Origin of the sequence: Brevibacterium sp. LS14 (genome assembly GCF_012027885.1) — a bacterium.
Classification (GTDB): Bacteria; Actinomycetota; Actinomycetes; order Actinomycetales; family Brevibacteriaceae; genus Brevibacterium; species Brevibacterium casei.
On sequence record NZ_SJXG01000046.1, the window covers coordinates 22,101 to 28,607 of the forward strand.

General features: G+C 66.9%; 7 protein-coding genes. All 7 read right to left on the bottom strand.

From position 1 onward, the window contains the following. Positions 1-105: 105 nt before the first annotated feature. Positions 106-567, bottom strand: coding sequence for a pilus assembly protein TadG-related protein (locus EZE58_RS08030; protein ID WP_063250529.1), 462 nt, complete (start codon positions 565-567; stop codon positions 106-108). A gap of 3 nt (positions 568-570) precedes the next feature. After that, positions 571-1,014: a hypothetical protein gene (locus EZE58_RS08035; protein ID WP_167560231.1), complete on the bottom strand. Its 444-nt coding sequence runs from the start codon at positions 1,012-1,014 to the stop codon at positions 571-573. Next, positions 1,007-1,420: a TadE/TadG family type IV pilus assembly protein gene (locus EZE58_RS08040; protein WP_009376027.1), complete on the bottom strand. Its 414-nt coding sequence runs from the start codon at positions 1,418-1,420 to the stop codon at positions 1,007-1,009. Before EZE58_RS08040 ends, EZE58_RS08035 begins: the two co-directional genes overlap by 8 nt. After that, positions 1,417-1,698, bottom strand: coding sequence for a hypothetical protein (locus EZE58_RS08045; RefSeq protein WP_051995494.1), 282 nt, complete (start codon positions 1,696-1,698; stop codon positions 1,417-1,419). Before EZE58_RS08045 ends, EZE58_RS08040 begins: the two co-directional genes overlap by 4 nt. Positions 1,699-1,777: 79 nt before the next feature. After that, a complete protein-coding gene (locus EZE58_RS08050) occupies positions 1,778-2,716 on the bottom strand; it encodes a type II secretion system F family protein (protein WP_009376023.1) in 939 nt (312 codons plus the stop codon). Beyond that, entirely contained in the window at positions 2,713-3,642 is a 930-nt protein-coding gene (locus tag EZE58_RS08055) for a type II secretion system F family protein (RefSeq protein WP_063250531.1), read from the bottom strand. The genes EZE58_RS08050 and EZE58_RS08055 overlap by 4 nt, the downstream gene beginning before the upstream one ends. Beyond that, the gene (locus EZE58_RS08060; protein WP_063250532.1) at positions 3,639-4,862 is read right to left on the bottom strand and encodes an ATPase, T2SS/T4P/T4SS family; all 1,224 of its coding nucleotides are present in this window, start codon (positions 4,860-4,862) and stop codon (positions 3,639-3,641) included. Before EZE58_RS08060 ends, EZE58_RS08055 begins: the two co-directional genes overlap by 4 nt. Between the last annotated feature and the right edge of the window lie 1,645 nt (positions 4,863-6,507).

Consider the following 6,507-nt stretch of genomic DNA (forward strand, 5'->3'; position numbering starts at 1 on the left):
GAGCGTCCACAGGGTTCGGGCTCACGAGTGGGATCGCTATCCACAGGGAATCGAGCACCAGTCGCCGTCGGGTGGCAGAGGAGCGCTGGTACTGCGATCGCCGAGTCAGGAGATCCGCAGCGACCCTCGCGCGTAGGCGGTGGCGCTGAGGTCGATGAAGCGGGGAACGAAGGGGGAGAGAACCGCTGGGATGTAGTCGGCGCGGAGGCGGATGACCACCGAGTGTTCGCCGTCGACGTCGGCGTCGACGCCGATGTTGCGCAGGTCGTCGGGGGTGTCGACGGAGGTGACGTAGCGGACGGCTGCGCGTTCGGCGGCGTCCGGAGAGAACACGAGTCCGGGGTCGTCACCCGGGGCGGGCTCGAAGGAATCGGAGGCGGCGAGGGCCGCGGAGTCCGCCACCGCCTGGAGTTCCCGCCGGGCCATATGGAGATCGGTGAGGGCAGCGATGAGGAACGCCAGCAGGAGAGCGATGACGACGAATCCGATGGCCAGCGGCGTGATCGACCCGCGGTCCGACCCGTGCCGGTCGACCGATACCGCGTCTGCGGTGCGCGCAGACTCCACGGCTCACCCCTCTCCCGAGGTTGCGACGACGTCGGTGTGCGAGGCCCGCATGGTGATGTGCGGGGAGTTCGCGGATCCGAAGAGCAGGGGAATCCCTGGCAGCGGGACCTTCGTCTCGACGGTGGCGGTGACGAGCGAGCCTGCCTGTCCACAGGGTCCCGAGCATGAGTAGGCGATCGAGATGGGGACGTCGCGGAGCCCGAAGTCGGCGAAATGCATGGCGGCGACATCCTCGGCGCGCTGTTCCGAGGGGTTCGCATCCCTCGCTGCGATCCGGGAGGCCGATACCGCCGCCGAGGTGGTGGCGTAGCTGGCGGCCTGCAGCTGGGAGAGCGCGAGCATGAGGTAGACGACGGGAACGAGCAGGACGACCGCGGCGAAGATGAACTCAACGACGGCGGTTCCCGAGTCCGCCCGATCGGCGGCCCTGTCGACGACCTCAGTCACGGTCGACGTCCTCGACGAGGGACCGTCCGCTCAGCTCCCACACCTCGGCGGGCCCCCAGAGTCCGACGACCGGCAGCGGTGTGCGGACACTGACCTCGACGATCTCGACTCCGTCCCGGCTCTCCGAGGCCACAGTGATCTTCTCGGCGTATCGGCTGCCGAGGGACGTGGTGATGAGCTCGGCGGTCAGTCGTCTCCCGTCGCTCGCGGTCTGGTCGGCGAGCCCGGCCTGCCTGGCTCCGGCGATGGCCGAATCGATGACGGTGTTGCGGACGTGGATGACCAAGCCGATCTGCAGCGCACCGGCGAGGACGAGGGAGAGAAGGGAGGCGACGAGAGCGAACTCCGCGATCGCTGACCCGGTGTCGCCGCCCTCGCAGCGGTCTCGGCGCGACGGTGGGCTCACCCGGCACCTCTGACCTTGTTCATCGCGTCCTCGAACATCGTCGTGAAGGCCTCACCGGCGAGTGCCCACAGGGCGACGACGAGCCCGGCGGTCATCAGGGTGATGAGCACCCAGCCGGGGACGTCTCCGCGATCAGGGCGGTCACGGTCGGTTCGCGCAGGGGAAAAGCCCGAACCGGGGCCGGTGACGGTCCGTCGGCGGTGACCAGCGGTGCGTCGGGGGAGGACACGGCCTCCCGGAGATGCCTGGTCGTCATCTGCCCAGCCGAGCGTGAGCAGGGTCAGGCGGGTCATGAGGTGATGGAACATCGGGTCTCCTTCATGGGGTGGGTTCTCTCTGCGGGGAGGCGGGTGGGGTTCAGGGACTGAGGTCGAGCACGGCGAGGGAGGGGAAGACCGCGAAGATCACGGTGACGGGCAGGACGAAGACGACGACGGGGATGAGCATGCCGATCTCCTTGCGTCCGGAGAGTTCGAGGAGGCGGCGCCGGGACTGCTCCCGGACGTCGGCGGCCTGTGCACGGAGCACCTCGGCGAGCGGTGTGCCCCGGGTCATCGAGACGGCGAGGCCGTCGACGAACTGGACGATCTCGGGGATCGCGATGCGTGTGGCCATCTGGTCGAGCGCCTCGACGAGCGGGGTGCCGGTCCGGGTCGCGGCGAGCGCGGTGCGCAGTTCGTCGACGAGGTCGCCCGAACACGTCCGGCACACCCGTTCGAGTGCTTCGACGATTCCCTCTCCGGCGGTGATGGAGAGGGTGAGGAGTTCGGCGACCGTGGGAAACTCGGCGAGGATGCGCGATTCGTGGCGCGCGATCGCCTGGCTCAGGCGCCAGTCGTTGACGATGTGTCCGGCGACGCCGCCGCTGATGACGAGGACGATGACGACGATAGGGGAGAACCCGCGCTGAGCGGCGATGAGCGCGGCGAGGCCGCCGCCGACGATCATGCCGGTGAGGATGCTGAGGATCTGATTCGTCCGGAACCGTTCGATGGATGTCCGCCCGCCGAGGCGGCTGATCCGCCGACTGAGCGTCGCATCGGTGGTGATCCGCGAGGTGATCCACACCGATGCCGTCATCGCGGTTGAGGTGAGGACCCCGATGAGGCCCTCTCGGCGCGGAGTCGGTGGGGCGTAGATGTCGACGAGCGATTCCTGGTCGCGCAGGTATGGTGCGATCCTCGCCGAGAGGGTGGGGCGGCGCAGCGGCGGCAGCGAGAGGACGAAGAATGCGAGTGCCAACCCGTTGACGGTGCCGAGGATGAGGACGGTGAGAGGATCGGTGAGCGCATTCATGCGGTCCCACCCGCTTCGGGGCCGCGGGGGAACGGGGAGCGGGTGAGCGAGGAGCCCGCGATGACCCGCGGTTCCTGTGGGAGTCGGCCGATCTTCTTCATCGCCTGGTAGGCGAGGAGCGAGACGGCGAATCCGGCGCAGAGGAGGACGAGTCCGGCCTGAGAGTTGTACGCGGCCGCGGTCTCCGGTCGCGTCGAGAGGAAGGCGAGGACCACCCACGGAGCGGCGACGGCGAGGCGGGCGCCGTTGACGGTCCACTGCTGCCGCGCGGAGAGTTCGTTTCGAGTGCGCGCGTCGTCACGGACGAACTGGGCGAGTGCTCGCAGCATCGTGCCGAGATCGCTGCCGCCGACCTGTCTCGTCACGCTCAGAGCCGCGACGATCCTGTCGGCGACCGGGTCGGCGGCGACCTGCCGGAATCTCTCGAGCGCGATCGCGAAGGATCCGCTGGCGCGGTACTCCTCGGCGAAGACCTCGAAGAGCGGGCGCAGGGGTTCGGGACCGCGATGGGCCAGCGAGCCGAGGGCTTCGGGCAGGGAGAGTCCTGCCCGCACGCCCGAGTTGAGGTGATCGAGGGTCTCGGGCCAGAGTTCGCGACGGAGGACCTGTTTGCTTCGGGCGCGGTGCTGCAGGTACCGGTAGGGCAGCCATGAGGCGAAGAGGCCAAAGCAGAGTGCGATAGCCCAGGACCCCGTCAGTGCGGTGGCGACGATCGTGACGACGATGAGGAGCGCGAGCGTGAGGAGGACGAGGTGGATCGGATGCATCCGCGGGAAGCCCGCGGCCGTGAGCATGTCGTCGAGTTCGCGGACCCACCGCCGCTGCGTTCGCGTGGCCGGCTTCCGCTCCCACAGCGACATCCAGACGAGCAGCAGCCCGGCCCCCAGACAGGCGCCGATGAGCAGGCTCAGCTGCGAGTAGCTCATGCCGCTTCCAGGAGTGAGTGGAGGTCCTTGCCGATCATCGCGAAGCGCTCGCCGAGGTGGCCGAACCCCTGTCCGCGGACGAGCGTGCCCTGGGGCGAATGGAAGATCGTGTCGAGTTCGATCACATCGCCTTCGACTCCGCCGGGCACGGCGCAGATCTCACTGACCAGCCTGACCCCGGTTGCGTCCCTGCGCAGGTGGACGACGAGGTCGATGCTCACCGCGACGGTGGGCACGACGAAGGCTGAGGAGATGTTCGACCCGGCGAGGAGGGGAAGGGTGGAGATCTTCGTGATCGCGGCGCGGGCGGAGTTCGCGTGGATCGTCCCCATTCCCGGCAGGCCCGAATTGAGCGCGACGAGGAGGTCGAGGCTCTCGGCTTCGCGGACCTCGCCGACGATGATGCGTGTCGGTCGCATCCGCAGCGCCTCCTTGACGAGGGCGCGGAGGGTGACTTCGCCGGTGCCCTCGAGTGAGGGTTGACGACACTGCATCGGCACCCAGTCGCGACTGGGGAGGTTGAGTTCGAAGACCTCCTCGCAGCTGATGATGCGCTCGCGGGAGGGAATCGAGCCGGCGAGGGCGTTGAGCATTGTCGTCTTGCCCGCCTGTGTTGCCCCCGAGACGAGGATGTTGGCACCGCACGCGACCGCGGCGTCGAGGAACCGCGCCGCCGCCGGGCTGAGGCTGCCTTGGGCGACCAGCCCGGCGAGGTTCCTCGGTCGCTGGATGAACTTGCGGATGTTCACGGCGGGGGAGGACCGGGTGATGTCGGGGAGGACGACGTGGAGTCGAGATCCGTCGGGGAGCATCGCGTCGACGAACGGCTGTGAGAGGTCGACGCGGCGGCCGGAGCTGCGGAGCATCCGTTCGATGAGGTCGTCGAGTTCACCGGGGCTGAGCTTTGTCGTAGTCAGCTGGTGAGCTCCGTCGATGGCGATGAAGACCTCGCTGGGGGAGTTGATCCAGATCTCCTCGACGCGCGGATCTTCGAAGTAGTCCTGCAGAGCTCCGAACCCCGAAAGCTGGTGGTCGATGAAGCGGAACGTCGCCTCACGGTCTTCGAGAGGCGGAAGATTGGCCGTCAGACTGCGTTCGTCGTATTCGGAGATGACGGTGCGGATGACTTCTCGCGAACGCTGCACATCGACTCGCGGATCCACGTCGAGGTCTCTGATCCTCTTGTGGACCTCGCTCGTGATGACCTCGGTGGCTTCCACAGTGAACCCCTGGTGAGTGTCGGCGAGTCCGCTGCCCGGCAGCGGAAGTGGTTGTCAATGTAATCGTGAAATTCCCATTTATCCAGACTTTCTTTCAATCTGTGGATAACTTCCGGTGACGTTAGACAAATGCCATACGTGTAGTTACCGCGATGGAGAATGCGAATTCTGAGATCACCTTGTCACCGTCGACGTGGAATCCGTCGCCGTTGCCAGGGGGAGAAACCGAGGCACCGCACCAGAGTTCCGGACTGTGTTGGGTGTGATTCGAGATCCCTGAGGTTCCCTTGTCGCATCGCAGCGTCTGCGTCGGGGGTTTCGCTCGTCAGTTGCTTCGGGCAGATGTGGTGTCTCAGAACGGTGGCGGGTCGGTGATGGGGTCGTGGTCCCAGTTGATCACCGGTGCAGGCCGGCGGGTGAAGCTCGTGTCGTACTCCGTGACGGGCCCTCGAGCGGCAGAGCCAGGTTCGGGGTTCGGGTTCGCGCTCGTCGGTGTCGGGTTCGCGCTCGTCGGTGTCGGGTGCACGGTCGTCGGTGTCGGGTGCACGGTCGTCGGGCTGGGAGACGTCGGCGTGGTGGCGAGGTTCGTTGTCCTGCGGTGTCCCGAGGTCGAGGATTCGTCGGCCGGGCCGGCCCAAGGATCGTCTACACGACTGCCAGTGTGGGTGCTCCAGGGTTTCTCGGCACGACTGCCAGTGTCGGTGCTAGGGGTCGGGGGATTGTCGTTCCATGGTGCGTTGCCATCGGTCAGGGAATCGGCGGACCAGCTCCAGGGATCACCTGGCGTGTTCTGCGGTGACCGAGTTGCCTGAATGGGTGCAATCGTTGAGACGGGCGTTCGGTCGGCAGTCGACGTTGCCTGGCCACTCGACTCAGACTGGACTGTGGGCGTCCTTTGACTCGTCGACACGTTCTGACTCGTCGACACGTTCGGAACTGCCGGTGTGCGGCGGGGTTTCGGTTTCCGTCCACCCGTATTCCGCCGTCGGGCTGGTTGGCGTTTGGTCTCGGTGGCGGCTCGCAGTCGTTTCGCACGCTGGGCGATCGCGTGCTTGCGCTGTTGGGCCAGGCTCCGGTGTCCGGTGATCGGTTCGACCGGCCCCAACGGGTGATGCCCGAGGGGTGGATCCGTCTCACACAGACTCCTCCCCGTACACCAGATCAACGACGACGACCGTGCTGACGTGCACCCTCGCTCAGCGTCTGTGGCAGCGAACGGGTCGCTTGTTCCTGGTGGCAGGGCCTTCATTCTCACCGGGTCATGCCCGGGAGGCAGACAGGCTGGGAAGACGGCGTGTTCCCAATCCATGGCGTGTTCGAGACGCAGACGTGCCCGTGCCGCATTCGATCTCTCTGTGGCTTCGCGGAGTCGCCGGTCCCGTTCGGCCACTTCCGCCAGTCTCTGCTCCTCGGCTGCCTGTTCACGGACATGAGTCTCCGAGGGCATGACTTCCACACTGTTCGGCTGCTCAGGCATCAGATGCTCAGGGGTCACCCACCGGCATGGTCGCATCCGGGCCAGGTCGGCGAATGCCAGGGCGTGGTCGATGTCGATGGGTTGGTCGGGGGCCTCGATTGTGGTCATCAGCCCGTGGGGGAACTCGTAGGCGATCCGACTCGTTCCACTGCCCCGGTCGTTCATGTC